At 71.9% G+C, this 23,926-nt stretch carries 27 protein-coding genes; 19 read left to right on the top strand and 8 right to left on the bottom strand.

Annotated elements, in window-relative coordinates; all coding sequences use genetic code 11:
- Window positions 1–88 precede the first annotated feature (88 nt).
- Window positions 89–481, bottom strand: coding sequence for a CBS domain-containing protein (locus ACQP26_RS29845; RefSeq protein ID WP_269703478.1), 393 nt, complete (start codon window positions 479–481; stop codon window positions 89–91).
- A gap of 112 nt (window positions 482–593) precedes the next feature.
- Here ACQP26_RS29845 and ACQP26_RS29850 point away from each other — a divergent pair, with 112 nt between their 5' ends.
- From ACQP26_RS29850 to ACQP26_RS29865, 4 genes are all read left to right on the top strand, one after another.
- Window positions 594–1,049, top strand: a complete 456-nt coding sequence (locus ACQP26_RS29850) for an NUDIX domain-containing protein (RefSeq protein ID WP_269703476.1) — start codon at window positions 594–596, stop codon at window positions 1,047–1,049.
- Window positions 1,050–1,119: 70 nt separating this feature from the next.
- Window positions 1,120–1,851: a sugar phosphate nucleotidyltransferase gene (locus ACQP26_RS29855; protein ID WP_433496229.1), complete on the top strand. Its 732-nt coding sequence runs from the start codon at window positions 1,120–1,122 to the stop codon at window positions 1,849–1,851.
- Entirely contained in the window at window positions 1,839–2,906 is a 1,068-nt protein-coding gene (locus ACQP26_RS29860) for an iron-containing alcohol dehydrogenase family protein (RefSeq protein ID WP_433494568.1), read from the top strand. Before ACQP26_RS29855 ends, ACQP26_RS29860 begins: the two co-directional genes overlap by 13 nt.
- Complete coding sequence (locus ACQP26_RS29865) at window positions 2,881–3,603, top strand: CDP-alcohol phosphatidyltransferase family protein (protein ID WP_433494569.1); 723 nt, start codon at window positions 2,881–2,883, stop codon at window positions 3,601–3,603. Before ACQP26_RS29860 ends, ACQP26_RS29865 begins: the two co-directional genes overlap by 26 nt.
- 12 nt (window positions 3,604–3,615) lie before the next feature.
- Here the strand turns inward: ACQP26_RS29865 and ACQP26_RS29870 are convergent, their stop codons facing one another.
- The 3 genes from ACQP26_RS29870 to ACQP26_RS29880 all read right to left on the bottom strand — a co-directional run bounded on the left by ACQP26_RS29870 (window position 3,616) and on the right by ACQP26_RS29880 (window position 5,605).
- A complete protein-coding gene (locus tag ACQP26_RS29870) occupies window positions 3,616–4,008 on the bottom strand; it encodes a type II toxin-antitoxin system VapC family toxin (RefSeq protein ID WP_433494570.1) in 393 nt (130 codons plus the stop codon).
- Window positions 4,005–4,289, bottom strand: a complete 285-nt coding sequence (locus ACQP26_RS29875; RefSeq protein ID WP_194800358.1) for a type II toxin-antitoxin system Phd/YefM family antitoxin — start codon at window positions 4,287–4,289, stop codon at window positions 4,005–4,007. The genes ACQP26_RS29870 and ACQP26_RS29875 overlap by 4 nt, the downstream gene beginning before the upstream one ends.
- 65 nt (window positions 4,290–4,354) lie before the next feature.
- Window positions 4,355–5,605 (bottom strand): glycosyltransferase family 4 protein, encoded by a 1,251-nt coding sequence (locus ACQP26_RS29880; protein WP_433494571.1) that lies wholly within the window; start codon window positions 5,603–5,605, stop codon window positions 4,355–4,357.
- 80 nt (window positions 5,606–5,685) lie between these two features.
- Here ACQP26_RS29880 and ACQP26_RS29885 point away from each other — a divergent pair, with 80 nt between their 5' ends.
- From ACQP26_RS29885 to ACQP26_RS29905, 5 genes are all read left to right on the top strand, one after another.
- On the top strand, window positions 5,686–6,546 hold the full coding sequence (locus ACQP26_RS29885; protein ID WP_433494572.1) for an Fpg/Nei family DNA glycosylase: 861 nt from the start codon (window positions 5,686–5,688) through the stop codon (window positions 6,544–6,546).
- Window positions 6,547–6,870: 324 nt separating this feature from the next.
- Window positions 6,871–8,379, top strand: coding sequence for a sugar transferase (locus ACQP26_RS29890; protein WP_433494573.1), 1,509 nt, complete (start codon window positions 6,871–6,873; stop codon window positions 8,377–8,379).
- A 33-nt stretch (window positions 8,380–8,412) separates the two neighbouring features.
- Window positions 8,413–9,636, top strand: a complete 1,224-nt coding sequence (locus tag ACQP26_RS29895) for a sensor histidine kinase (RefSeq protein ID WP_433494574.1) — start codon at window positions 8,413–8,415, stop codon at window positions 9,634–9,636.
- Window positions 9,633–10,400: a LytR/AlgR family response regulator transcription factor gene (locus tag ACQP26_RS29900; protein WP_269703464.1), complete on the top strand. Its 768-nt coding sequence runs from the start codon at window positions 9,633–9,635 to the stop codon at window positions 10,398–10,400. Before ACQP26_RS29895 ends, ACQP26_RS29900 begins: the two co-directional genes overlap by 4 nt.
- Window positions 10,401–10,466: 66 nt before the next feature.
- On the top strand, window positions 10,467–11,129 hold the full coding sequence (locus ACQP26_RS29905; RefSeq protein ID WP_433494575.1) for a DUF5701 family protein: 663 nt from the start codon (window positions 10,467–10,469) through the stop codon (window positions 11,127–11,129).
- A gap of 22 nt (window positions 11,130–11,151) precedes the next feature.
- Here the strand turns inward: ACQP26_RS29905 and ACQP26_RS29910 are convergent, their stop codons facing one another.
- Window positions 11,152–11,703, bottom strand: a complete 552-nt coding sequence (locus ACQP26_RS29910) for a Uma2 family endonuclease (RefSeq protein ID WP_269703462.1) — start codon at window positions 11,701–11,703, stop codon at window positions 11,152–11,154.
- A 169-nt stretch (window positions 11,704–11,872) separates the two neighbouring features.
- On the opposite strand from ACQP26_RS29910, the gene ACQP26_RS29915 reads away from it, so the two are divergent.
- Complete coding sequence (locus tag ACQP26_RS29915) at window positions 11,873–12,280, top strand: hypothetical protein (protein WP_269703460.1); 408 nt, start codon at window positions 11,873–11,875, stop codon at window positions 12,278–12,280.
- Complete coding sequence (locus ACQP26_RS29920; RefSeq protein WP_269703458.1) at window positions 12,280–13,920, top strand: cation acetate symporter; 1,641 nt, start codon at window positions 12,280–12,282, stop codon at window positions 13,918–13,920. The genes ACQP26_RS29915 and ACQP26_RS29920 overlap by 1 nt, the downstream gene beginning before the upstream one ends.
- Window positions 13,921–13,964: 44 nt before the next feature.
- On the opposite strand, the gene ACQP26_RS29925 is transcribed toward ACQP26_RS29920, so the two are convergent.
- Both ACQP26_RS29925 and ACQP26_RS29930 read right to left on the bottom strand, forming a co-directional pair.
- Window positions 13,965–14,822 carry a hypothetical protein gene (locus tag ACQP26_RS29925; protein WP_269703457.1) on the bottom strand — a complete coding sequence of 286 codons (858 nt, stop codon included), beginning with the start codon at window positions 14,820–14,822 and terminating at the stop codon, window positions 13,965–13,967.
- Window positions 14,815–15,315 carry a SigE family RNA polymerase sigma factor gene (locus tag ACQP26_RS29930; RefSeq protein WP_269703455.1) on the bottom strand — a complete coding sequence of 167 codons (501 nt, stop codon included), beginning with the start codon at window positions 15,313–15,315 and terminating at the stop codon, window positions 14,815–14,817. The genes ACQP26_RS29925 and ACQP26_RS29930 overlap by 8 nt, the downstream gene beginning before the upstream one ends.
- Window positions 15,316–15,466: 151 nt before the next feature.
- Here ACQP26_RS29930 and ACQP26_RS29935 point away from each other — a divergent pair, with 151 nt between their 5' ends.
- The 3 genes from ACQP26_RS29935 to ACQP26_RS29945 are packed head-to-tail and all read left to right on the top strand — an operon-like array spanning window position 15,467 to window position 18,401.
- Window positions 15,467–16,231: an ABC transporter ATP-binding protein gene (locus ACQP26_RS29935; protein ID WP_269703454.1), complete on the top strand. Its 765-nt coding sequence runs from the start codon at window positions 15,467–15,469 to the stop codon at window positions 16,229–16,231.
- On the top strand, window positions 16,216–17,910 hold the full coding sequence (locus ACQP26_RS29940; protein ID WP_433494576.1) for an ABC transporter permease: 1,695 nt from the start codon (window positions 16,216–16,218) through the stop codon (window positions 17,908–17,910). The genes ACQP26_RS29935 and ACQP26_RS29940 overlap by 16 nt, the downstream gene beginning before the upstream one ends.
- Window positions 17,910–18,401 carry an SRPBCC family protein gene (locus ACQP26_RS29945; RefSeq protein ID WP_269703452.1) on the top strand — a complete coding sequence of 164 codons (492 nt, stop codon included), beginning with the start codon at window positions 17,910–17,912 and terminating at the stop codon, window positions 18,399–18,401. The genes ACQP26_RS29940 and ACQP26_RS29945 overlap by 1 nt, the downstream gene beginning before the upstream one ends.
- A 21-nt stretch (window positions 18,402–18,422) precedes the next feature.
- Here ACQP26_RS29945 and ACQP26_RS29950 read toward each other — a convergent pair whose 3' ends face one another.
- Complete coding sequence (locus ACQP26_RS29950; RefSeq protein ID WP_194800348.1) at window positions 18,423–18,680, bottom strand: hypothetical protein; 258 nt, start codon at window positions 18,678–18,680, stop codon at window positions 18,423–18,425.
- Between ACQP26_RS29950 and ACQP26_RS29955 the strand changes: the two genes are divergently transcribed.
- The 5 genes from ACQP26_RS29955 to ACQP26_RS29975 all read left to right on the top strand — a co-directional run bounded on the left by ACQP26_RS29955 (window position 18,670) and on the right by ACQP26_RS29975 (window position 23,890).
- On the top strand, window positions 18,670–19,266 hold the full coding sequence (locus ACQP26_RS29955) for a flavin reductase family protein (RefSeq protein ID WP_433494577.1): 597 nt from the start codon (window positions 18,670–18,672) through the stop codon (window positions 19,264–19,266). The two genes, ACQP26_RS29950 and ACQP26_RS29955, sit on opposite strands and share 11 nt — an antisense overlap.
- A gap of 237 nt (window positions 19,267–19,503) precedes the next feature.
- Window positions 19,504–19,872: a DUF485 domain-containing protein gene (locus ACQP26_RS29960; protein ID WP_269703448.1), complete on the top strand. Its 369-nt coding sequence runs from the start codon at window positions 19,504–19,506 to the stop codon at window positions 19,870–19,872.
- Window positions 19,850–21,523, top strand: a complete 1,674-nt coding sequence (locus ACQP26_RS29965) for a solute symporter family protein (RefSeq protein WP_269703447.1) — start codon at window positions 19,850–19,852, stop codon at window positions 21,521–21,523. The genes ACQP26_RS29960 and ACQP26_RS29965 overlap by 23 nt, the downstream gene beginning before the upstream one ends.
- Window positions 21,524–21,590: 67 nt before the next feature.
- Entirely contained in the window at window positions 21,591–22,568 is a 978-nt protein-coding gene (locus tag ACQP26_RS29970; protein WP_269703445.1) for an NAD-dependent epimerase/dehydratase family protein, read from the top strand.
- Window positions 22,569–22,642: 74 nt separating this feature from the next.
- Window positions 22,643–23,890 carry an LCP family protein gene (locus tag ACQP26_RS29975; protein ID WP_433494578.1) on the top strand — a complete coding sequence of 416 codons (1,248 nt, stop codon included), beginning with the start codon at window positions 22,643–22,645 and terminating at the stop codon, window positions 23,888–23,890.
- Window positions 23,891–23,926: the final 36 nt, after the last annotated feature.

Below are 23,926 nucleotides of genomic sequence, written 5' to 3' on the forward strand. Positions count from 1 at the left end.
GGCACGACCGAGAACAGATACGACGATGGCCCGGCCGATATCGGCCGGGCCATCGCCCTTTCTCCGGCGCCGGTCGCGCCGGAGAACATCAGGTACGGGTCGGCGCGTGCTGTCCCGCCCAGACCCGCATCAGGTCCCGTACCGAGATCACTCCCGCCACCTCCCGGCCGTCGAGCACGACCAGGTGACGGAACCCGCCCCGGGCCATCGCCGCGGCTGCCTCCTCGACCGTCCAGTCCGGGCCGGCGTAGACGACGTCCCAGGTCAGGTGTGCTCCGGTGCGCTCGACATCCGGGTCGAGCCCGGCTCCGATCGCCTTCAGCACATCTCGTTCGGTCATGATGCCGACCCCCTCGGAGTCCGGGTCGATCACGACCGCCGACCCGACACCGCGGGCCGACATCATCCGGGCCGCCTGCCGGAGCGTGTGCTCCGGCCCGACCACGAGTACCTCGTTGGACATCGCTTCCCGTACCTGCATCACACATCACCCCTGTGGGACGGCGACTGAGTACGGACATGGTGGGCCCTCGATGCGTACCGGGACAAGAACGGGCATCGCCGGATACGGCCCGGATGGCTACTGTCGGAGGGTGCCCACCGAGCCCCTCCGCTGCACCGGCGCGCTGATCGTCGACGACGACGGCCGCATCTTCATCCAACGCCGATCCCCCGATCGGCGCCTCTTCCCGAACTGCTGGGACATCGTCGGCGGCCACCTCGAACCGGGCGAGGAGATCGACGACGCGCTGCGCCGGGAGGTCACCGAGGAGACCGGCTGGGCCGTGTCGCACGTGCTCGGCCTGGTCGGCGAATACCGCTACACCGCCGACGACGGACTGACCCGGATCGAGACCGACTTCCTGGTCCGGGTGGACGGCGACCTCAGCCGCCCCCGGCTGGAGGCCGGCAAGCACACCGAGTTCCGCTGGCTGGCCGAGTCGGAGATCGCGCTGCTCGACGAGCACCGCGACGTCAACGACGGGCTGATCCGGCGGATCGCGGAGGACGGCTTCGCCGCGCTGCGCTCGATCGGGCTGACGGGCTGAACCACGGCGGGTCCGCGTCCGGCGATATCCTCGCCGGGTGGAATCGGGTCGAGAAGAGGAGCGTGTCGGCATGATCGGGATGGTGCTCGCCGCGGGAGCGGGGCGCCGGCTGCGGCCGTACACCGACACCCTGCCCAAGGCCCTGGTGCCGGTCGACGGGGAGACCACCATCCTCGACATCGCGCTGCGCAACCTCGCCGAGGTGGGGCTGAACGAAGTAGTGATCGTGGTCGGCTACGCGGCGGACGCGGTACGGGAGCGCCAGGCCGCCCTGGAGGAGAAGTACGGCGTCACGCTCACCCTGGTCCACAACGACAAGGCCGAGGAGTGGAACAACGCGTACTCGCTCTGGCTGGCGCGGGAGCACTTCTCCCGGGGTGTGCTGCTCGTCAACGGCGACACCGTGCACCCGGTGAGCGTGGAGAAGACGCTGCTGGCCGAGCGTGGCCCCGGCATCCTGCTCGCCGTCGACACGCTCAAGCCGCTGGCCGAGGAGGAGATGAAGACGACCTTCGACGCCGCCGGCCAGCTCACCCGCATCACCAAGCTGATGGACCCGGGCGAGGCGTACGGCGAGTACATCGGCGCGACGCTGATCGAGCCGCAGGTGGCGGCGCCGCTCGCGGACGCCCTGGAGGCGACCTGGCGGCGCGACCCGAACCTCTACTACGAGGACGGCTACCAGGAGTTCGCGGAGCGCGGCGGCGAGGTGCGGGCGGCCCCGATCGGTGACGTCTCCTGGGTCGAGGTCGACAACCACGCCGATCTGGCCCGGGCGCGGGAGATCGCGTGCCGCTACTAGCCCGCAGCGTCCTCACCCCGCTGCACATCGACGTGCGGCGGGGCGCGGTGGCCGACCTGGCGTCGATCCTCTCCGACGGGCGGATCTCCGCCGGTGGCGACGTCGCCGTGGTGGTCGGGCCGGGGCAGGGCGAACGGATCGCCGAGCTGATCCGGCCGTCGCTGCGCTCGGCCGACGTGTTCACAGTGGCCGGGGGGACGCTCGACGCCGCCGACGACCTGGGGGCGAAGCTGCGCGCCCGGTCGTACGACGCGGTCGTCGGCATCGGCGGCGGCAAGACGATCGACGTGGCCAAGTACGCCGCGACCCGGCGCGGTCTGCCGATGGTCTCGGTGGCGACCGCGCTGGCGAACGACGGCATCGCCTCCCCGGTGGCGAGCCTGATCACCGAGGGCCTGAAGGGCTCCTACGGCGTGCACATCCCGATCGCGGTGATCGTGGATCTGGACTTCGTGGAGGCCGGGCCGGAACGGCACAACCGGGCCGGCATCGGCGACGTGGTGAGCAACATCAGCGCCCTGGCGGACTGGGATCTCGCCCGCCAGGTACGCGGCGAGCGCGTCGACGGGCTGGCCGCCTCGCTGGCCCGGGCCGGCGCGGAGGCGGTGCTGAACCACCCGGGCGACATGAGCGACGACGCGTTCGTGACCGTCCTGGCCGAGGCACTGATCTCCAGTGGCCTGGCGATGGCGATCGAGGGCACCAGCCGGCCGTGCAGCGGCGGCTGCCACGAGATCATGCACGCGATCGACGCGCTGTTCCCCGGCACCGCCTCGCACGGCGAGCTGGCCGGGCTCGGCGCGCTGTTCTGCACGTACCTGCGCGGCGACGAGCGCCGGTTCGCCGAGATGGCGGCCTGCCTGACCCGGCACGGGCTGCCCCGCCTGCCCGCCGAGGTCGAGCTGACCGACGACCAGTTCGTCGAGGCGGTGCAGTTCGCGCCGGCCACCCGGCCGGACCGCTACACCATCCTCGAACACCTCACGATGTCGGCTACCGAGACGCGGGAGCGGCTGGCAGACTACGCCGGTGCCCTCCGCGACCACATTGGCTGAGCCCCGCCCCACCGTTGCCGACTTCCACCGGGTCAACCGGGGAGGCGGCCTGTTCAGCGAGTCGATCAGCCAGTGGATCGGTGCGGCCTTCGCGCTTGCCGCCCAGCGGCTGGGGCTGCGCCCGACCGCGCTGACGCTGACCAACCTGGTGCTGGGGCTGGCCGCCTCGGTCACCGTGGTGGCGCTCGCCGACGACGTGGCCGCCGGCACCGTACCGGCCTGGGCGGTCGGGCTGGTCGCGCTGGTCGCGTGGCAGATCGCGTACGCGCTGGACTGCGCCGACGGGCAGCTCGCCCGGGTGACCGATCAGCGCAGCGCGGCCGGCGCCCGGATCGACGTGCTCTGCGACGTGGCCGCCCAGATCGCGCTGGTGGCCGCCATCGGTGCGACAGCCGTGGCGCAGCGCCCGTCCACGCCGGTGTGGCTGGTGTCGGTGTTCGCGGGCACCTGGATGGTCAACCTGGTGACGTCGGTGATGCAGTCCGGGCCGAACGCGGCCAGCATGGTCACCTCGACCTCGTTCCCGGTACGCCTGGTGAAGCTGGTCCGCGACTACGGCGCGGTGATCTTCGTGGCCGGCCTGGTGCTGGCCTTCGCGCCCGCGCTGGCGTTCTGGGTGATGGTGGCGTTCACCGTCGTCAACGGCGGCTTCCTGCTGGCGAGCATCGCCTTCTCCGCCCGCGCCTCCCTGCGCTGAGGTGCGGGAGACCTAGACGGTGCCGGGAGCCGCGACCGGTAAGCCCACCGAGACGGCGATGTCCGACATCCGCTTGTCGTATGTGACCAGCGTGTCGAGCGCATCTCCGAGGGCCTGGGCACTCGCCACGTGTAGCGCGTCCAGCGTCCGGATGCCGGCGGGCAGGGCAGCCGCCGAATCACGGACCTCCTCGGTCACCAGGATCTCGGTGAAGTTCCGTACCAGCATCTGCATGGCGTCCGGGTAGTCGCCGATCCGGTCGAGGGTGCGTACCGTCTCGACGAATCCGACTGAGCTGGTTCCCATCGGCATGCCCGCCCGGCTCGCCAGGAACTCCTGAAGTTCCGTCACGTAGGTACGGCCGGCGATCAGAGTGATCAGGGCGGACGAGTCCAGATAGATCACCGCTCGTCGTCCTCGCGGTCGGCCAACAGCAGCTCGAGGGGCGACACGTCGGGCGGCACGTCGTAGCGGGCCAGCCGGTCGATGTCGCTCGTGGTGGTCGCCTTGAGGCGGATCACCCCTTTCGCCACCAGGGACGCGTACCTGCCCAGCGTCCCCGAACCCGGCAGCAGCACGGCGATCACGCTGCCGTGCCGCGTGACCTCGATCGTCTCGCCCTGTTCCACCCGGGCGAACATCGCGCTGGGGTTGTAGGAGAACTCGCGCACGGACACGGTGCTCACCACGCACCTCCCTTGTGCCGACAACAGCGCGATTGTACCTACAAGCTGGCCGCACCGACCGACACTCAGGTGAGCGAGGCGTAGATGTCGATCAGGCGCTTGGTGATCACGTCGGGGTGGAAGGTGCGCTCGTAGCGGGACCGGGCCGGACCGGCGAGCATTCCCGCCTCGGCGGCGGCCAGCGGCAGCGCGGCGGCCAGCGCGTCCGCCTCCGGCGCCACCACCCAACCCGCCTCGCCGCGCTGCACCCCGACCGGCAACGCGACATGCCCGTCGCCGGGTGCGGCGGTGGCCACCTCGGCCGGGCCGGTGCCGGCGGGCTCGCGCGGGCCGTCCGCGCCCACCAGGTACGGGATGCCGCCGAGCGCGGTGCCGAGCACCGGCCGCCCGGACGCCAACGCCTCGATGATCACCGTGGGCAGCACGTCGTGCCAGGTGGAGGTGGCCAGCACCACGGAGCTGTCGGCCAGCACCGCGCGTACCCCGGAGCGGTCGAGCTGGCCCAGGTAGTGCACGTCGGGCCGTTCGGCGGCGGCCGCCTCGGCGAGCGGGCGCAGCTCGCCGTCACCGGCGATGCGCAGCGGGCCGAGCGCACCCACCGGATGCCGCCGCCACGCGGAGAGCAGCAGGTCCAGCCCCTTCTCCGGGCTGAGCCGCCCCATGAAGAGGAAGCCGTTCCCGACCGGCGCCGGTGTGCCCGGGTCGGGTACCGCGTTCGGCTTGACCACGATCCGCTCGTCCGGAATGCCGTAGTCGCGCAGATGATCAGCCACAGCCGTGGTGAGCGCGATGTACCGGTCCACCGACTTCCAGGTCGGGCGGTGCACGGCGAGCGTGGTCGCCATCAGCGCGCTCTGCGCCCGCGAGTTGCGGTAGCAGCGGTGCACGATCGCCGGCACGCCCAGCGCCCGGCCCCGGCAGTCCTGGCAGATCACGCCGTCACGGAAGTACAGCCCGGAGGAGCAGACCTGCCGGTAGTTGTGCACGGTCTGCACCACCGGCACCCCGCGCTTGTGCGCGGTCCGCACCACCCAGGGCGAGAGCAGAGGGTACGGGTTGTGCAGGTGCAGCACGTCCGGCCGGTGCTCGGTCAGCAGGCGGTCGAGGTCGTGCTGGGCCTTCGGGGCCCAGATCGGCGAGATCGGCAGCAGCGCCTTGGCCGGCTTGGACATCGACGGGATCTCGTCGGAGCTGCGCAGGAACGGCAGCACCTCCACGCCGGCGGCGGTGAGCTGGGCGATCTCCGCGTCGACGATGGTGTTCTCGCCGGAGGGCTGGGCTTCCCGGTACCGGTTGTGCGCCACCACGATTCTCACAGAGCTCGCCTTTCGTTCGCGACTGCGGGACTCGCAAGCTCATTCCTCGCGCTCACGGGAAAGAAGGCTACCGTTGGACGATGCCCGAACTTCCGGAGGTGGAAGCGCTCGCCGGTTACCTGCGCGAGCGTGCGGTGGGCCGCCGCGTGGAGCGGTTCGAGGTCGCCGCGATCAGCGCGCTCAAGACGTACGACCCGCCGCCGAGCGCGGTCGCCGGCCGCGCCGTCACCGGCGCCGGCCGGTACGGCAAGTTCCTGGACGTCCGGTTCGACGAGGGCCTGCACCTGGTGGTCCACCTGGCCCGGGCGGGCTGGCTGCACTACCGGGAGGCGTTCCCGTCGGCGACTCCGCTGCGGCCCGGCAAGGGCCCGATCGCGGTGCGGTTACGCCTCGACGACGGCTCCGGCTTCGACCTGACCGAGGCCGGCACCCAGAAGAAGCTGGCCGCCTACCTGGTCACCGATCCGGCGACGGTGCCGGGCGTGGCGAAGCTCGGGCCGGACGCGCTGGAGGCGGACCTGCCGACCTTCGCCGAGCGGGTGCGCAGCCGCCGGGGCCAGGTGAAGGGCGTGCTGACCGACCAGTCGGTGCTGGCCGGGGTCGGGAACGCGTACTCCGACGAGATCCTGCACGCGGCGCGGCTCTCGCCGTTCGCGATCACCGACCGGCTCACCGACGACCAGCTCGCCGCTCTGCACGCGGCGACGCGGACGGTGCTCGGCGACGCGGTACGCCGGTCCATGGGGCAACGGGCCGCGGAGCTGAAGGGCGAGAAGCGTTCGGGCCTCAAGGTGCACGCCCGCAAAGGGCTGCCGTGTCCGGTCTGCGGCGACACCGTGCGGGAGGTCTCGTTCGCCGATTCGAGCCTGCAGTACTGCCCCACCTGTCAGACCGGTGGCAAGCCGCTGGCTGACCGAAGGTTGTCCCGGCTCGTACGGTGAGTAACCGGATTCGCCGGTTACCGAGCGGAATCGACCGGCGATCGCCGAAGGTCCGGTCCGCCCCTCTACCCGAGCCGTCATCCATCGGTATAGTGGCTCGGTCCCCGGCTTCACAACTGATTCGGAGCCGGCCAGATCTCACCGAGCACCAGCGGAACGGCTTCCTCGCGGGGGCCGGTCCAGACCGGGCCCGCGTGGGAGACTGGGACGGTGAGCGACCCGATCCCTCACGCCGAGTGAGGACGCGGGTCATGCGGGAGGACATGGGTTGAGGTGACGACAAGCCTCCAGCGCCCGGTAACCGACAGAGGCCGGAGCAAGAGCGTGCGGCACGTCGACAGCTTTGAGATCCAGCCGCCGACTCCGCCGTCACACAACGGCGTACCGCGGTCGGCGTGGGCCCGCGCCCGCCGGCGGGTGTCCCGGTGGCACCGGCCCTACATCGCCCTCCTGCTGCTGCTCGACTTCGGCGCGGCCGCTCTGGCCAGCTTCCTGGCCGTGCAGATCTTCGAGCAGGCCGACTCCGGCTTCCGCAACTCGCCGCAAGCCTGGTTCTACACCGTGGCGTTTGTGCTCCTGCCGCTCGGCTGGCTGCTCTTTCTCTGGGGTAACCGGGCCTACGACCGGCGCTACCTGGGCCTCGGCCCGGACGAGTTCAAGCGGGTGATCCGGGCCGGCGTCGCGGTCGCGGCGGCGGTCTCGTTCATCGCCTTCGCCACGAAGACCTACTCCCTGTCCCGGTGGACGGTCGGCTTCGCGCTGCTCGGCGCGATGTTGCTGATCGTGCTCGGCCGCATGATCGCCCGGGCCTGCCTGCACGCGCTGCGCCGCCGCGCCGGCCACGCCGGGCACCGGATGGTGCTCGTCGGCACGCTTCCGGAGTGCCTGGAGGTCTACGCCACGGTCACCCGGAACCCGTCCGTCGGCCTGGTGCCGGTGGCCATCCACCTCACCGACGGGTACGCCGCCGCGCGCGGCCTGGAGACCCCGGTGCCGGTGTACGCCGGCCGGGACGTCCTGGCCCTGGTACGTGAGGTCGGCGGCGACACCATCGCGGTCTGCGGCTCGGCCAGCGCCGAGCCGGGCGAACTGCGCCGGCTGGCCTGGCAGCTGGAGGGCTCCGGCGTCGACCTGGTGGTCGCGCCCCAGCTCACCGACATCGCCGGTCCCCGGGTGCACATCCGCCCGATCGAGGGCCTGCCGCTGCTGCACGTCGAGGAGCCGACCCTGTCCGGGCCGGCACTGCTGGCCAAGAACCTGATGGACCGGGTCGCCGCCGGGCTGGGCCTGCTGCTGCTGGTACCGCTCTTCGTCGCCATCGCCGTCGCCATCCGGATCTCCGACCGCGGGCCGGTCTTCTTCCGCCAGCCCCGGGTGGGGCACGAGGGGCGCACGTTCCGGGTGTGGAAGTTCCGGACCATGTACGTCGACGCCGAGGAGCGGCTGGCCGGCCTGGTCGACCGCAACGAGACCGACGGCATGCTGTTCAAGATGAAGCAGGACCCCCGGGTCTTCCCGGTGGGCCGCTTCCTGCGTGCCACGTCGCTGGACGAGCTGCCCCAGCTGATCAACGTGCTCTGGGGCGAGATGTCGCTCGTCGGCCCGCGCCCGCTGCCCGCCGACGACGGCGACTTCCTCGGCGACGTGCGGCGCCGGCTGCTGGTCCGGCCGGGCATGACCGGTCTGTGGCAGGTCTCCGGCCGCTCCGACCTGTCCTGGGACGAGGCGGTCCGGCTCGACCTCTACTACGTCGACAACTGGTCGCTGGCGTACGACCTGAGCATCCTGTGGCGGACCGTGGGCGTGGTGCTGGCCCGCAAGGGCGCGTACTAGCGCTATCGGGCCGGTACCCGGCAGGATCGCTGCGTGGGTGGCAACCTCTCCGCCGTCTTCGCCGTCGTCTCGTTGGTCACCGCGTTGGCCGCGGCGCTCTGGGCGGTGCTGCGGCTGCGCGGTAGGCGCGGCATCGCCACGGCCACGCAGCGGGCCACGTACGAGGTGCTGCACACCGCGGGGCTCGCCGCCGAGCCGCTGCGCGCCGGCCTGACCGAGGCGGACGCGGCGAAGGCCGTACGCCATCTGCGGGCCCTCGTCGGCGCGGCCGGGCTGGCGCTGACGGACCGGGACACGTTGCTCGCGGTCGACGGGCAGGGCGCGCACCACGGCGACCAGCTGGTCGCGGCGGCCCGGCGCGCCGCCGAGGGCGGGCGCTCGACGGTGCTGGGCGAGTCGGAGCTGCGCTGCGATCTGGTCGACTGCCCGGTCCGCGGCGCGGTGGTGGCGCCGCTGCGCGCGGACGGGCGGGTGGTCGGCGCGCTGGTGGCGGTCGCCGACGAACGCCCGGCCCCGGGGCTGGTGCAGGCGACGCTGGAGACCGCGCACTGGGCGGGTGACCAGCTCGCGCTGGCCGAGCTGGAGTCGTCGCGGGAGCGGCTGGCCCGGGCCGAGGTACGCGCGCTGCGCGCCCAGATCAGCCCGCACTTCATCTACAACGCGCTGACCGCGATCGGCTCGTTCGTGCGCACCGACCCGGAACGGGCGCGGGAGCTGATCCTGGAGTTCGCCGAGTTCACCCGCTACTCGTTCCGGGCGCACGGCGAGTTCACCACGCTCGCCGAGGAGCTGCGCTCGATCGACCGCTACCTGACCATCGAGCGGGCGCGCTTCGGCGAGCGGCTCCAGGTGCGCCTCCAGATCGCACCCGAGGTGCTGCCGGTGACGCTGCCCTTCCTCTGCCTCCAGCCGCTCGTGGAGAACGCCGTCCGCCACGGGTTGTCCCGCAAGCCGGGCACCGGCATGGTGAGCATCGAGGCCCGGGACGCGGGCGCGGAGTGTCACATCACGGTGGAGGACGACGGAGTGGGGATGGATCCGACGACGCTTACCGCCGGCATCGCCGAGGTGTCCGGCGCGGCCGCCGACCCGGCCGACGACCCGGGGCAGCACGTCGGCCTCTCGAACGTCGACGAACGGCTCCGGTCGGTCTTCGGGGACGGGTTCGGCCTGGTCGTGGAGACGGGCCTGGGTTCGGGTACGAAGGTCAGCATGCGCGTGCCGAAGTTCCACCCCGGCGTCCGGGCGACGTCGTGACAGTCACCGGCACCGGATTCCTCCGGGTGCTGGCGGTGGACGACGAGCCGCCCGCCCTGGACGAGCTGGCGTACCACCTGCGCACCGATCCCCGGGTGGCCCGGCTGCACACGGCCGGGGACGCGACCGAGGCGCTGCGCGTGCTGCGCGACGACGACGTGGACGTGGTGTTCCTCGACATCCGGATGCCCGGGCTGGACGGCATGGAGCTGGCCCGCGTCCTGCGCCGCTTCGCCCGGCCCCCGGCGATCGTGTTCGTCACCGCGTACGACGACGGCGCGGTGGACGCGTTCGACCTGGGCGCCACCGACTACGTGCGCAAGCCGGTACGCGCCGAGCGGCTGGCCGAGTCGCTGCGCCGGGTGATCGGCTCCCGGGTGGTGCCGTCGCACCCGGCCGCGCTGGCCCGGGCGGAGGAGGACCCGAGCATTCCGATCGAGCTGGCCGGCACCACCCGGATGTTGCCCCGCTCGGCGGTGCGGTGGGTGGAGGCGCAGGGCGACTACGCGCGGCTGCACACCGCGGAGGGCTCGCACCTGGTCCGGGTCTCGCTCGCCACGCTGGCCGAGCGCTGGGCTGATGCCGGGTTCGTCCGGATCCACCGCTCGTACCTGGTGCAGCTGCGGCTCATCGCCGAGCTGCGGCTGGTCAACTCAGGTTACGTGGTGGTGATCGACGGATCGGAGCTGCCGGTGAGCCGCCGGCACACCCGGGAGCTGAAGGACAAGCTGGTGCGCGCCGCGAAGCAGGACTGGAGCCGCTGAGGGAGGGGCCACCGAAAACCCTGACGTACAATGTACGGCAGACCGTACGACAGGGTGGGGGACCGCATGTCCGACGACCGCTTCGACGCCGCTACCGAATTCGACCGCCAGCTCGACCGCCTCGTCCAGCTCGGCTACCCGGCGCTGGCCGGGCAGACCGAGGAGGAGTTCCGGGCGCTGCTCACCCCACTGCGCGACGCGGCGGTGACCGGTGCCGCCGAGCTGGCCGGCCCCACCGACGCGCGGGTGCCGTTCCTGCTGGTGACCACGCGGGAGCTGGTGCCGGTGCCGGAGCGGATCGCGCTCACCACGCTCGCCGGCAAGCGCAGGACCGGCGTCCTCGACCGGAACTTCCCCGCCGGCGACCTGCCCACCTTCGATCCGATCAAGGAGCTGGAGGTGCCCGCCGGGCCCGCGTACCTGCTCTTCGACGTGGACCGGGGCGAGGAGTACCGCAACGTGCCGCCGTCGGCCGCGCTGGAGGACATGACGACGAAGGACCGACTGCCGATCACCATCGACGAAGGACTGGCGTTCGTCACGCTGCACCCGGCGGCGCTGGCGAGCAACAGGTGCTTCTCGCTCGTCGGGTCACGCTGCGGCGACCGGCGGGTGCCCGCGCTCTGGATCAGCCAGGGCGCGCCGAAGCTCGGCTGGTGCTGGTTCGGCAACCCGCACACCTGGCTCGGCTCGGCGACAGCGAACCCGGTACGGGTGGGACTCGGCTGAAGCCGGGGCTGGGGCAGGGCGCTCAGAAGATTTCGGCGACCGGCAGGACGAGCGCGAACGGCTGGTCGGCGCGGTACACGTCGGCCGTGGACAGCACCGCGGCCTCGCGGTAGCGGCCGCCGACGTTCTCCAGCACCGTCAGGGTCTCCTTGCGCGGCTCGACGAGCCAGTAACGCGCGATGCCGGCCACGCCGTACTCGTGGCGTTTGAGGACCAGGTCACGACCGGCGTTGCCGGGCGAGACGACCTCGACCACGAGCAGCACGTCGGCCGGGGCGAGGGCCGGGCCACCCCGCTCCAGTGCCTCCTCGCGGGCGACGAAGACGTCCGGCACGAAGTAGGAGGAGCGCTTCGCGCTGACGCCGACGTCCTGCCCGACGAGCAGACCGGCCGGAGCCTGCCGGTCGAGGAGCCGGCGGAGACGGTTGGCGATCGCGCCGTGCCGGACGTCGGCGTGTGGGGACACGAGCAGGCTCCCGTCGAAGATCTCGTAGTCCTGGCCGTCCTCGGGGAGGTCCTGGAGGTCGTCCACAGTCCAGACGTCGCCGGTGCCGGGCCGTGCCGGGCTGGTCACTGTCACACCTCCTCTCTACCGGCTCACAGTGACACCCCGTTCGGTTGTCCACAACGACTCCGCGCCGTCCACCGGGTTTTCCACAGGCATGAAGCGTTATCCACAGGTTGTGCACAGGGCCTGAGACCGTGCTCTTGACAATCCCGCTGAGCGAACGAGACTCCCGGGGGTGACCGGAGCCGAGGAACAGCATCCACCGGGGCAGCCTGCGCCGCAGCGGACCCGGATCGTGCTGGCCGAGGTCTCCCGCTCCGGCAGCCCGGCCGACCGCACCCGCTCCGAGCTGACCCAGCAGACCCCGGTCGGCGAGACGCTCGTGCAGGGGCTGATGCGTGCCCAGCTCTCGCTCGCGCTGCGGCTCAGCCTGCTGGTGCTGGTCGCGCTCGGCGGTCTGCCGTGGCTGTTCGCCATCGCACCCACCGTCGGCCGGGTCACCGTGCTCGGGGTCAACCTGCCGTGGCTGCTGCTCGGTGTGGTGTCGTTCCCGTTCCTGATCGTGGTCGGCTGGGCGTACGTGCGCCTGGCCGAACGCAACGAGCAGGACTTCGTCGACCTGATCCGACGGCCGGAACGCTGATGTCCAACGGCTACGTGGTCCCGGCGATCGTCGCCGTCACCCTGGTCACCGTCGGCATCGGCTTCTACGGGCTGCGGCTGGCCCGCACGACCTCGGACTTCCTGGTCGCGTCCCGGGCGGTCAGCCCGACCTGGAACGCCGCCGCGATCGGTGGGGAGTACCTGTCGGCGGCGAGCTTCCTCGGCGTCGCCGGCCTGATCCTCAAGTACGGCGTGGACGTGCTCTGGTACCCGGTCGGGTTCGCAGCCGGATACCTCGCGCTGCTGCTGTTCGTGGCTGCGCCGCTGCGCCGCTCCGGCGCGTTCACGCTGCCCGACTTCTGCGAGGTACGGCTCGGCTCGCGCCGGCTGCGCACGCTCGCCACCGTCTTCGTGATCTTCATCGGCTGGCTCTACCTGGTGCCGCAGCTCCAGGGTGCCGGGCTGACGCTCGCCACGCTCACCGGCTCGCCGTACCCGCTCGGCGCACTGCTGGTCGCCGTGGTGGTGACCGCGAACGTGGCGCTGGGCGGCATGCGGGCGATCACGTTCGTGCAGGCGTTCCAGTACTGGCTGAAGCTCACCGCGCTCGCCGTACCCGCGATCTTCCTGGCGTTGCAGTGGCAGGCCGACGCCCGCCCCGCGGTGACCCCGCCCGACGGGCCGACGTTCCGGACCGCGACCACCGTCGTGGTCGAGCACCGCGCGACGCTCACCCTGCCCGACGGCGACATCCGGGAGGTACGCCCCGGCGACCGCCTCGAGTTCGCCGCCGGTGACCCGGTGCCGGAGGTGTCCGGCGCGGCGACCGGCGCCACCGAATGGCTGCTGCCGGACACCGCCGGCGAGGACGACAGGGGACTGTTCGCCACGTACTCGCTGATCCTGGCCACGTTCCTCGGCACCATGGGCCTGCCGCACGTGCTGGTCCGCTTCTACACCAACCCCGACGGCGCCGCCGCCCGCCGCACCACGCTCGTGGTGTTGGCGCTCGTGGGCGTCTTCTACCTGCTGCCCACCGTCTACGGCGTGCTGGGCCGCATCTACACCCCGCAACTGCTGGTCAGCGGCCAGACCGACGCGGTGGTGGTGCTGCTGCCCGGGGCGGCGCTCGGCGACGGCACCACCGGACGGCTGCTCGCCGCCCTCGTCGCGGCCGGCGCGTTCGCGGCGTTCCTGTCCACCTCGTCCGGCCTGCTCACCAGCGTGGCCGGGGTGATCTCCACGGACGTGCTGGGCCGCGGATCGGTACGCGGCTTCCGGCTCGCCACGGTGATCGCCGGCGGCGTGCCGGCGGTGCTCTCCCTGAACGTCTCCGGGCTGGACGTGTCGCAGGTGGTCGGGCTGGCGTTCGCGGTGGCCGCGTCCAGCTTCTGCCCGCTGCTGGTGCTCGGCATCTGGTGGCGCGGCCTGACCGACCTGGGCGCCGCCGCCGGGGTGCTGGTCGGCGGCGGCGCGGCGGTCGGCGCGGTGCTGCTCACCGTGCTCGGCCCGCCGCTGACCGGGTGGCCGGCGACGCTCACCACGCAGCCGGCCGCGTGGACGGTGCCGCTGGCGTTCACCGTGATGGTGGTCGTGTCGATGGCGAGCCGGCGGCGGCTGCCCCGCGACGTCCGCGCCACCATGCTCCGTCTGCACACCCCGGAGTCGCTGCGCCTGTGAGGCGGGGCCCGCCCGCTCGGCCCCGCCGCACACCCGAGCACCCGTCAGCAGGTGTCCGTGCCGGCGCACAGCCGGTTCGCCACCGACCGGGCCAGCCGACGTGCCTCGGTGGGCGTGGTCTGGGAGTCGAGGCGTAGCTGCGCCACCAGATCGCCCTGCCGGACGAAGAGCCAGCGGCCGGGCTTCCCCCCGATGTCGCTGCCCACCAGCACCCCGTCGTCGCCACCGAGCGACTCGGCCATGATCGACAATGAGTCGTCCGGCTGCTCCATCTCGCAGCCCGCGACAAACTTGCGGAGATTCTTCATCACCGTGGTGGCGGAGGTGCCCGAGTGCCGGGTCACCCGCTGGGTCAGCCAGTCGGTGGGCGAGTCGAACGTCACCGACCGGGTGGCGATCTGCCCGTCGGCCAGCGTCGGCGACTCGTTCTTGCAGAAGAGGGTCACGGACTCCAGGGACCAGTCACCCTCCACCCCTTCCGTCTCGATCGTGAAGCCCGACGGGAGGTCGGCGAGCTGGAGCATCGCCGCCGCCGGAATCGTCCGGCTCGGCGCACGGCTGGTCGACCCGCCGCCGGTGCTGCCTACGGGCCGCCCGGTGGTGCGACTCGGTGTCGCCGCCCCGCTCGCGGACGGCTCGGCCGACGGCGTGGAACTCGGCGTGGGCGTGGGAGTCGGCGTGGTGGGCTCGACGGTCGCCGGGGGCACGGGTGGCGGCGCGACGTCCGGACGGGCCAGCGCCACACCCGACGCGACGACACCCACCGCGACCACCGTGGCCAGGCCGGCGGCGATCTGGGTACGCCGCGTCCGCTGCCGACCTCGGCGCCGCACCTGCTCGGTGGGTGGCCAGACGAGGTCATCGGTGTCCCGGTACAGGTCCGAGAAGATCGGATCAGGCATTGCGGATCTCCTCCGGCAGGGTCATGTCGAGCAGGGCGGCGAGGGCCTTGCGACCCCGGGAGAGGCGAGCCTTGACCGTGCCGCTGGGTACGCCGGTCTGCGCGGCGATCTCCGCGACCGACAGGTCGGCCAGGTGATAGAGGACGACGGCCTGCCGCTGGTCCGAGGAGAGCTGCCGCAGTGCGGCGACCAGAGCCACTGTGTTCTCCGAGGGGGGCCGCACCGGTGGTGGTGGCCCGTGCCTCCGGTAGGCGACGACGCTGTTGCGCACCTTGCGCCACCGGTTGACCAGCAGGCGGTGACCGACGGTACGGACCCACGCCTCCGGATCGTCGTACTCGCTCACCTGCGACCAGCGCTGCCAGGCCCGCGCGTACGCCTCCTGGGCGGCGTCCTGAGCCTCGGCCCGGTCGCCGCCGAGCGCGTACAGCACCGTCACCACGCGTTGTCTGCTGCTCCGGTAGAACTCCTCGAACGCACTGTCCGCATCCATGTCTCTCCCCGCTGCCGTCCCTGGGACTGACACCCACCGACCCGGTCGTCGGTTGCAGGCCGTCGGCAATGCGACTCGTAGCTCTCAGGGATGATGCGAGATCATCCTGCCGTCCGAGCGGCCGTTCGCCGGGGCCCGATACGGTCGGACCATGACCGATCAGCAGCCGGCACTCTCCCTTCGTGGTCTGGCCAAGCGCTTCGACACCAAGGTCGCGGTGGCGGGCGTCGACCTCGCCGTGCCGACCGGCTCGTTCTACGGCCTGCTCGGACCGAACGGCGCGGGCAAGACCACCACCCTCTCCATGGCCGTCGGCCTGCTGCGGCCCGACGCTGGTGAGGCGCGGGTCCTCGGGTACGACGTCTGGGCCGACCCGGTACGCGCCAAGAGCCTGCTCGGCGTGATGCCGGACGGCGTACGCCTCTTCGACCGGCTGAGCGGGGCGGAGCTGCTGGCGTACCACGGTCTGCTGCGCGGCATGGACCCGGCGGTGGTCGACCAGCGGGCGGCGGAGCTGCTCGACGTGCTGGCGCTCTCCGACGCCGGCCGCACGCTCGTGGTCGACTACTCGGCGGGCATGAAGAAGAAGATCGGGCTGGCCTGCGCGCTGCTGCACGGTCCGCGCCTGCTGGTGCTGGACGAGCCGTTCGAGGCGGTCGACCCGGTCTCGGCGGCGCTGATCCGCGACATCCTGCACCGGTACGTCAGCGGCGGCGGCACGGTGATCTTCTCCAGCCACGTGATGGAGGTGGTCGAGCGGCTCTGCTCGCACGTGGCGATCCTGGCCGAGGGCCGGATCAAGCGGGTGGGCACGCTCACCGAGGTGCGCGGCGACCGGTCGCTCGAGGAGGTCTTCGTGGAGGTGGTCGGCGGCCGGACCGCGACCGGCGAGGAGCTGTCGTGGCTGTCCCGGTGACCGTCCCCGAGCGGCCCGCCCGGCGCGTGTCGCCGTGGCACTTCGTCCGTCTCAAGCTGCGGGTGCTCGGCAACAACTTCCGCGGCCAGAAGTGGCGGGTCGCGCTGTTCGTGCTCGGCCTGCTGCTGGGGCTCTGGTTCGCCGCCGTCGGGTTCTTCCTGCTGGCCGCGCCCGGGCTGGCCGGCGAGTCCCGGTACGCGCTGATGATCACCGCCTTCGGCGGTGGCCTGCTCACGCTCGGCTGGCTGCTCCTGCCGCTCGTCTTCTTCGGCGTGGACGAGACGCTCGACCCGGCCCGGTTCGCGCTGCTGCCGCTGTCCCGCCGCACCCTGGTCACCGGTCTGCTCGCCGCCGCGCTGGTGAGCGTGCCGGCGCTGGCGACGGCGATCACGGCGGCCGGCCTGGTGGTCACCGCCGGCGCGCTCGGTGGCTGGCCGGCCGCCCTCGTCGGCGCGCTCGGCGTGGTCGTCGGGCTGCTCGTCTGCCTGGCCGGCGCCCGCGCGCTCACGAGCGCGTTCGCGACGATGCTGCGCTCCCGCCGGGTCCGTGACCTGGCCGCCGTGCTGCTGGCGGTGCTGGCCGCACTGCTCGGGCCGTTGCAGTTGCTGGTGCTCGCCGCGGTACGGCAGACCGACTGGGACCGGCTGGACGGTGTGGCCCGGGTGGTCGGCTGGACGCCGTTCGGCGCACCGTGGACCGTCGGCGTGGACGTGGCCCAGGGCCGGGCCGGCGCCGCGGTGGTGAAGCTGCTGATCGCGGTCGCGACGCTCGGCGTACTCCTGTTCTGGTGGTCCCGGTCGCTGGAGACGGCGATGGTGGGCGCGGCGAGCAGCGGCCCCGCGCGGGCGCCACGCGGGGTGGCCGGCGGCGCGGTGACGCAGCTCTTCCCCCGCGCGGTGGGCTGGGCCCGGCGGGACCGGTTCGGCGCGATCGTCGCCCGGGAGTGCCGCTACTGGTGGCGGGACGCCCGTCGCCGGGCGAACCTGATCACCGTCGCCGTGGTCGGCGTGTTCGTGCCGCTGATGGTCAACCTGGGTGGCCCGGCGTTCCTGTCCGAGGGCGGCGCCGCGTTCGACCAGGCCACCGCCGACTCCTCACCGGCGATGGTCAGCCTCACCATGATCTTCGTCGGGGCGCTCGCGTCGTTGACGCTCGCCAACCAGTTCGGCTTCGACGGCAGCTCGTACGCGGCGAACGTGGTCGCCGGGGTGCCCGGGCGGGTGGAGCTGCGGGCCCGGATGGCCGCGTTCTCGATCTACGTGGTGCCGATGCTCCTCGTGATCGCGGTCGCCCTCGCCGTCGTCCTCGGCCGGCCCGCATGGCTCGGTGTCATGGGGGGCGCGTTGTTCGCCGCGTACGGCTGCGGGCTGGCGATCAACGCGTTCGTCTCCGTGCTCGGCGCGTACTCGCTGCCCGAGTCCAGCAACCCGTTCGCCCTGAACAGCGGCGCGGGCTTCACCAAGGGCCTGCTCACCCTGGTCTCCATGGTCGGCTCGGCGGTGGTGGCGGTGCCGTTCGTGCTGGCCGCCGCGCTGCTCGGCGACGTGTGGCTCTGGCTGGCGCTGCCGCTCGGCCTGGCGTACGGCGGGGGCGCGGCGCTGCTCGGCGCGTACATGGCCGGGGACACACTGGATCACCGGCAGCCGGAGTTGCTGGCGAACGTCACCCCGAGGCGCTGATGCCTGTCGTCGAGGCGGTCACCACCGTCCCCGTTCCCCCGGAGCTGGCGTTCGCCGTCTCCCAGACCACCGCACCGGTGCGGTACCGCTGGGACCCGTTCGTCCGTGAGCAGCACTTCGTCGACGGTGCGACGCGGCCCGGCCGGGGCGTGCGCACGTTCACCCGCTCCCGGCACGGCCTGGTCATGGTCAGCGAGTACGTCTCCTGGTCACCGCCGACGAACGTCGGCATGAAGATGGTGCGCGGACCGTGGTTCTTCGAACGGTTCGGCGGCGGCTGGCGCTTCGCGCCCGGTCCGGAGCCGGACACCACGATCGCGACGTGGCGGTACAACTTCCGCTGCCGGCCCGCGTTCCTGCGCCCGGTCGCCGAGCGGATCGGGGGGTGGTTGCTCGGGCGCGACATCCGGCGCCGGATCGCCGGGTACGCGGCCGGCTGCGCCGATCCGGAGGTGCTGGCCGCCGCCCGCCGGTTGCTCGCCGACGACTGATCCGCGCGTCCCGGCCCGCCGTCAGGCGGTGCGGCGCATCGCCGCGTAGACGTGGTGGCCGTCGCCGACGCTGGTCATGGTGACCAGCTCCCAACCGTAGTTGGACAGGTGCTCGACCGCTTCCATCAGCGGCTGGAACGCCCGGCGACCCCAGGTGTTGTTCGCCCGGAGCAGCAGGTGCCGGTGTGGATAGGCGCGCAGGTCGACCTGGCCGCCGAGGACGGCGTCGGCGGCGACCACCCGTTCCTGGGCGAGCTGCTGCGGGGGGATGAGATTCATGCCCGGCAGGGTAGGGCGTTCCGTCGAACCTCGCCCGACGGCGGGCGGCACAATGTTTCACGTGAATCCAGATCCGGGCGCGCAGATCCACTCCACCGATCCGTTCGCGGCGCCGGCCGGGCAACGCTCGCCGGTGCGGCGGCTGCGCGGCCGGCTGGCCGCACCGGTGACGCTCTGGACCGCGCCCGGACCGGCCGGGCTGACCGTCTCGTCCACGCTCGTGGCCGAGGGCGAGCCGGACCGGCTGCTCGGCCTGATCGATCCGGAGTCGGACCTGTGGGCGGCCATCGAGGAGGCGGGACGGTTCGCGGTGGCCCCGCTGGGCCCGCAGCACCGGCAGCTCGCCGACCGCTTCGCCGGGCTGTTCCCGTCGCCCGGCGGACTGTTCGCGCTCGACACCTGGACCGAGACGCCGTACGGCCCGGTGCCGGCGGACGCCGGCGGGTGGGCGGGGTGCCGCCTGGACACCGCCCGCGAGTACGGCTGGGCCCTGCTGGTCGAGGCCACCATCGAGTCGGTGGCCCTACCTGCGGACACCCCTCCGTTGCTGCACTACCGCGGCCGCTACCACAACCTCCCCGGCTGACCCCTGCTCCGACGATCATGAAGTTGGCCGCATTCGGCGTCCGATTTGTCGCCGTCAACTTCATGATCAACGGGGTTGGGGTGACCGGTTAGCGGAGTGACGTGGGTCACTGGGCGCAGTGGGGGTGCCGTTCGGCGCAAGCGTCGACCGGCCCTCGGCGGAGCCTTCCCGGGCCGGGAGCGCCCTCTCTACCGTGCGCGAAACTCCCCCACGCCTTGCGAAGGTGGTGATCCACAGATGTCCACGGACACACCCGCGTCCGCACCCGCCGAGTCGGCGGCGGAACGGTACCTCGCCGTCCAGCGGTCGGACGAGTTCGCCGGGTTGCGTCGCGCGCTGCGCGGCTTCGTCTTCCCGATGACCGTCGCGTTCTTCCTGTGGTACGCGCTCTACGTCATCCTCTCCGCGTACGCGCGGGGATTCATGGGCACGAAGCTGATCGGCAACATCAACGTCGCCCTGGTCTTCGGCCTGCTCCAGTTCGTCTCCACGTTCGTCATCGCCTGGCTCTACTCCCGGTTCGCCAACCGCCGGATCGACCCGGTCGCCGACAAGATCCGTGACGAGATCGGGGAGGTGACCCATGAACACGGTCCTCGCGGCTGAGGCGGGCAGCACCACCGCCCGGAACCTCACCATCACGCTGTTCCTGGTCTTCGTGGCGATCACGCTGGCGATCACCGTCTGGGCCAGCCGGCAGACCAAGACCGCCACCGACTTCTACGCCGGCGGCCGGTCGTTCTCCGGTTTCCAGAACGGCATGGCGATCGGCGGCGACTACATGTCGGCGGCGTCCTTCCTGGGCATCGCCGGCATCATCGCGCTCTACGGCTACGACGGCTTCCTTTACTCGATCGGGTTCCTGGTCGCCTGGCTGGTGGCGCTGCTGCTGGTGGCCGAGCTGCTGCGCAACTCCGGCCGGTACACGATGGCGGACGTCCTGGCGTTCCGGATGCGGCAGCGGCCGGTCCGGACCGCGGCGGCGGTCTCCACCATCACCGTGTCGATCTTCTACCTGCTGGCCCAGATGGTCGGCGCCGGCGCGCTCGTCGCGCTGCTGCTCGGCATCAAGCCGGGCACCACCTTCCTCGGCATGGACGCCGACACCGCCAAGGTCGCCACCATCATCCTGGTCGGCGCCCTGATGATCATCTACGTGACGGTCGGCGGCATGAAGGGCACCACCTACGTGCAGATCGTCAAGGCGTTCCTGCTGATGGGCGGCGCGCTGGTGATGACGCTGCTGGTGCTCGCCAAGTACAAGTTCAACCTGTCCTCGCTGCTCGGCGACGCGGCCAGCGCCTCCGGCAAGGGAGCGGCGTTCCTCGAACCCGGGCTGCGCTACGGCGTGGAGACACCCGGCGACGCGCTGAAGACGTTCTACAGCAAGATGGACCTGCTCTCGCTGGGCATCGCGCTGGTCCTCGGCACGGCCGGCCTGCCGCACATCCTGATCCGCTTCTACACCGTGCCGACCGCGCGGGCGGCCCGTAAGAGCGTGCTCTGGGCGATCGGCATCATCGGCTCGTTCTACCTGCTCACCCTGGCGCTCGGCTTCGGCGCGGCGGCCATCGTCGGCGGGCAGGCGATCACCGAGCAGGACAAGGCCGGCAACACGGCGGCGCCACAGCTGGCCGAGGCGCTGGGCGTGGACTTCCTCGGCGGGAACCTGGGCGGCGCGACACTGCTGGCGATCATCGCGGCGGTCGCGTTCGCCACGATCCTCGCCGTTGTCGCCGGGTTGACGTTGGCGTCGTCGTCGAGCCTGGCGCACGACTTCTACGCCAACGTGATGAAGAAGGGTGAGGCGTCGGAGCGGCAGGAGGTGAACGTCGCCCGGATCTCCGCGCTCGTGATCGGCGCGGTCTCGATCGTCCTGTCGATCTTCGCGCAGAACCTGAACGTGGCGTTCCTGGTCGCGCTGGCGTTCGCGGTCGCCGCCTCGGGCAACCTGCCGGCGATCCTCTACAGCCTGTTCTGGAAGCGGTTCAACACCTCGGGCGCGGTCTGGGCGATCTACGGCGGCCTGCTCGCCGCGGTGGTGCTCGTCTTCTTCTCGCCGGTCGTCTCCGGCGCGCCGACGGCGATGTTCCCCGACCACGACTGGCAGTGGTTCCCGCTGTCGAACCCGGGCATCATCTCGATCCCGTTCGGCTTCCTGTGCGGCTGGCTCGGCACGATCCTGTCCAAGGAGAGCGACGAGGAGAAGTACGCGGAGCTGGAGGTGCGCTCGCTCACCGGAGCCGGCGCGCACTGATCACCACGCTCGACCGGGGCCCCTGCCTTGCGCGGGGGCCCCGCCTCGCGTGTATAGGCTGACCGCCATGAAGGTCGCTCCCCGCTTCGGTACCGGACACCGCATCCTCGTCACCGGCGGCGCCGGTTTCGTCCCGTCCCACCTGGTCGACCGGCTCGTCGAGCGCGGTTGCACGGTCGTGGTGCTGGACAACTTCGTCACCGGGTCCAAGGACAACGTGGCCCACCTGCTGGACAAGCCGACCTTCACGCTCGTCGAGGCGGACATCTCCGACGGCCTGCCGCAGCACCCGGCGATGGCCGAGCGGTTCGACGCGATCCTGCACATGGCGTCCCCGGCCAGCCCCACCGACTTCGAGAAGCTGCCGGTGGAGATCCTCCGGGTCGGCTCGGTGGCCACGCTGGCGCTGCTGGAGCGGGCCACCGACGACGGCGCGCGGTTCCTGATGGCCTCCACGTCCGAGGCGTACGGGGACCCGAAGGAGCACCCGCAGCGCGAGACGTACTGGGGCAACGTCAACCCGATCGGCATCCGGAGCGTCTACGACGAGGCGAAGCGCTTCTCCGAGGCGGCCACCATGGCGTACCACCGCAGCCGGGGCACCGACACCGCGATCGTGCGGATCTTCAACACGTACGGCCCGCGGATGCGCCCGGACGACGGCCGGGCCATCCCGACGTTCATCTCCCAGGCGCTGCGCGGCGAGCCGATCACGGTGCACGGCACCGGCAACCAGACCCGCTCGATCTGCTACGTCGACGATCTGGTGCGCGGCATCCTGCTGCTGCTCGACTCGACCCAGACCGGGCCGATCAACTGCGGCACCGAGCACGAGATGTCGATGCGGCAACTCGCCGAGACGATCGTGTCACTCACCGGAAGCACGTCCGAGGTGAGCTACATCACGCGTGCTTCCGATGACCCGGAGATGCGGCGCCCGGACCTGACCCTCGCCCGCGAACTGCTGGGATACGAGCCGAGCGTCACGCCCGAAGACGGCCTCCGGCGCACGATCGAGTACTTCCGCGGGCGTCTCGGGTACTGAACCCGCCGGGGACGCGGCTGACATCGGCGCGCGTACGAGGGCGTCGGTGGCCCGGCCGACCTACCCTCGGTTACATGTCAGCGACCTCGTCTGCCGGCGCCCCGATCCCCCGACACCTCAGCCGGGGCGCGGGCCGCGCCTCGGTTCCCGGCTCCGACCGGGCCGCCACCGGGCGCGCCCGCCCCTCGGAAGCCAGGTGGTACCCCGCACACGACGAGGCACCTCGTTCCGGCGGTCCCGGCGGCCCGCCCGGCCCGATCGGTCCCGGTGGCCCGGGTGGCGGTGGGCCGGGCGGGTCCGGGCGGCGTGGACCTCGGCCCCGCTGGGGGCGCATCGGCCTGGTGGCCGGTGTGGCGGTGCTGGTGCTGGCGCTGCTCGGCGGCCTCGGCGCCTGGTTCTACGCCCGCAACCTGGACGACGACCTGGCCCGCACCGACCCGTTCGCCGGGATCACCGGGGGACGGCCGGCCAAGCAGGTCGACGGCGCGTTCAACATCCTGCTCGTCGGCAGCGACTCGCGGGATCCGGACGCCCCTGTCGACGGCTCCGGCAAGTGGCGCGCGGACACCGTGATCGTCATGCACATCCCGTCCGACCACAAGAGCGCCTACCTGGTGTCGGTGCCGCGTGACCTGTACGTGCCGATCCCGGAGAGCGCCGGCGCGTCCTGCGACTCCGGGTCACGCAACAAGATCAACGCGGCGTTCGCGTTCGGCGGCCTGCCGCTCGCGGTGAAGACCGTGGAGTGCTTCACCGACGTACGGATCGACCACGTCATGGCCATCGACTTCGGCGGTTTCAAGGAGGTCACCGACGCCCTGGGCGGGGTCGACCTCAAGGTGGAGCGGACCATCACCTCGATCCACAAGCCGTACCGGACGTTCACCAAGGGCGTGAACCACATGAACGGCGCCGAGGCGCTGGACTGGGTCCGGCAGCGCAAGCAGTTCCCGGACGGCGACTTCGCCCGGATGCGGCACCAGCAGGAGTTCCTGAAGGCGCTGATGGACAAGGCGGCCAGCACCGGGACGCTGACCAACCCGAAGAAGCTGAACGACTTCCTCAAGGCGGTGACCGCCGCCGTCACGGTCGACCAGGGATTCTCGTTGACCGACATGGCAGTGCAGTTCCGCAGCCTGCGGGGCGACAACCTGACGTTCGTCACCAGCCCGCACCTGGGCGGCCAGACCATCGACGGCCAGTCGGTGGTGGTCTCCGACCGGGAGAAGGCGCTGGCGATGTACAAGGCGATCGCCGCGGACCGGATGGCCGAGTGGATGCAGGCCAACAAGAAGGGTTCGGGCGACAACGCGGGCGGCTGACGCCGGCACGACACGACCGGTACCGCGCGTTAGAGC

Origin of the sequence: Micromonospora sp. CA-248089 (genome assembly GCF_050948515.1) — a bacterium.
Taxonomy (GTDB): domain Bacteria; phylum Actinomycetota; class Actinomycetes; order Mycobacteriales; family Micromonosporaceae; genus Micromonospora.

What these genes read in the sequence shown, in the direction of transcription:
- ACQP26_RS29975 (WP_433494578.1), top strand. Translation starts at nt 22,643, where the DNA reads ATGTCAGCGACCTCGTCTGCCGGCGCCCCGATCCCCCGACACCTCAGC.
- ACQP26_RS29855 (WP_433496229.1), top strand. Translation starts at nt 1,120, where the DNA reads ATGATCGGGATGGTGCTCGCCGCGGGAGCGGGGCGCCGGCTGCGGCCG.
- ACQP26_RS29950 (WP_194800348.1), bottom strand. Translation starts at nt 18,680, where the DNA reads ATGAATCTCATCCCCCCGCAGCAGCTCGCCCAGGAACGGGTGGTCGCC.
- ACQP26_RS29885 (WP_433494572.1), top strand. Translation starts at nt 5,686, where the DNA reads ATGCCCGAACTTCCGGAGGTGGAAGCGCTCGCCGGTTACCTGCGCGAG.
- ACQP26_RS29845 (WP_269703478.1), bottom strand. Translation starts at nt 481, where the DNA reads ATGCAGGTACGGGAAGCGATGTCCAACGAGGTACTCGTGGTCGGGCCG.
- ACQP26_RS29930 (WP_269703455.1), bottom strand. Translation starts at nt 15,315, where the DNA reads ATGGATGCGGACAGTGCGTTCGAGGAGTTCTACCGGAGCAGCAGACAA.
- ACQP26_RS29960 (WP_269703448.1), top strand. Translation starts at nt 19,504, where the DNA reads ATGTCCACGGACACACCCGCGTCCGCACCCGCCGAGTCGGCGGCGGAA.
- ACQP26_RS29970 (WP_269703445.1), top strand. Translation starts at nt 21,591, where the DNA reads ATGAAGGTCGCTCCCCGCTTCGGTACCGGACACCGCATCCTCGTCACC.
- ACQP26_RS29905 (WP_433494575.1), top strand. Translation starts at nt 10,467, where the DNA reads ATGTCCGACGACCGCTTCGACGCCGCTACCGAATTCGACCGCCAGCTC.
- ACQP26_RS29920 (WP_269703458.1), top strand. Translation starts at nt 12,280, where the DNA reads ATGTCCAACGGCTACGTGGTCCCGGCGATCGTCGCCGTCACCCTGGTC.
- ACQP26_RS29945 (WP_269703452.1), top strand. Translation starts at nt 17,910, where the DNA reads ATGCCTGTCGTCGAGGCGGTCACCACCGTCCCCGTTCCCCCGGAGCTG.
- ACQP26_RS29935 (WP_269703454.1), top strand. Translation starts at nt 15,467, where the DNA reads ATGACCGATCAGCAGCCGGCACTCTCCCTTCGTGGTCTGGCCAAGCGC.
- ACQP26_RS29965 (WP_269703447.1), top strand. Translation starts at nt 19,850, where the DNA reads ATGAACACGGTCCTCGCGGCTGAGGCGGGCAGCACCACCGCCCGGAAC.
- ACQP26_RS29925 (WP_269703457.1), bottom strand. Translation starts at nt 14,822, where the DNA reads ATGCCTGATCCGATCTTCTCGGACCTGTACCGGGACACCGATGACCTC.
- ACQP26_RS29955 (WP_433494577.1), top strand. Translation starts at nt 18,670, where the DNA reads ATGAGATTCATGCCCGGCAGGGTAGGGCGTTCCGTCGAACCTCGCCCG.